The sequence below is a fragment of the Burkholderia sp. L27(2015) genome (genome assembly GCF_009765705.1).
In the GTDB taxonomy this organism is placed as follows: domain Bacteria; phylum Pseudomonadota; class Gammaproteobacteria; order Burkholderiales; family Burkholderiaceae; genus LMUX01.
In genome coordinates, this window is sequence record NZ_LMUX01000032.1 from 1 (window position 1) to 819 (window position 819).

The following is an 819-nucleotide window of genomic DNA, read 5'->3' on the forward strand; positions in this document are numbered from 1 at the left end:
GCAGTCAGTACGCGCGTGCTGAAGCTGCTCGTCTCGATGTGAGGGCGCGGCACGTCGGCGCGAACAGGTCGAGCCGGCACTGGGTATTGAGACATAGGTGACTTCGACAATCGATGGATGCAGTTCCGGCCCAGTGGCCTCGACCAACGCGGCTTGCCTGGCGGTGGCATCAAGAACTGAGATGTGGTCACAGCCTATCAGGGCTGGCTTGGCATGAAAATTTATTTTTTGAAAGTGAGACAGACGGTCAAGTCTGTCGAAATTCTGAGATCACAATCACAAAAGTAGAAATTCAGTTCTTCGGACGCCAGTCGGGCTCGTCAGATGAGCTGGGCCTCGCATTGTTTGCGGATACGAGGAAGGCGTTGCCATTTGCTGAGTCTGTTTGGGTCACCGGCCGGAAATCGGGCCACCACAAACAAGGCGAATGGTCATCGGTGAGCTGCGACCCAATAAAAAAAACTGACGCGCATCGAATCTTTCGCGTCACAAGGTGCCTCTAAATGTGTCTGCCACAACTCAATGCACTCTGCAACTTGCTCCGTGAAGATAGATTGCGACCCAATTCACGTTTTCGCAAATACATGGCACATTTGTTGCTGCCGCGTTGTGGTTAAGCGAAATCCATCAGGGGAAATTCTTGCGACCTGTTCACTTCATCTCGGGCCTACCCAGGTCCGGATCGACTCTGCTTGCCGGTCTGTTACGCCAGAACCCACGTTTCCATGCCGGCATGAGCGGCCCGGTCGGCGGCTTGTTCAATACGCTGCAGGGCGACATGAGTGGGCGCAACGAATACTCGGTCTTCATTTCCGATAC

1 pseudogene is annotated in these 819 nt (G+C 54.1%); it reads left to right on the top strand.

The features are described from left to right. Positions 1–640: 640 nt before the first annotated feature. Positions 641–819: pseudogene (locus GSQ77_RS29735) on the top strand (sulfotransferase); the annotation flags it as partial.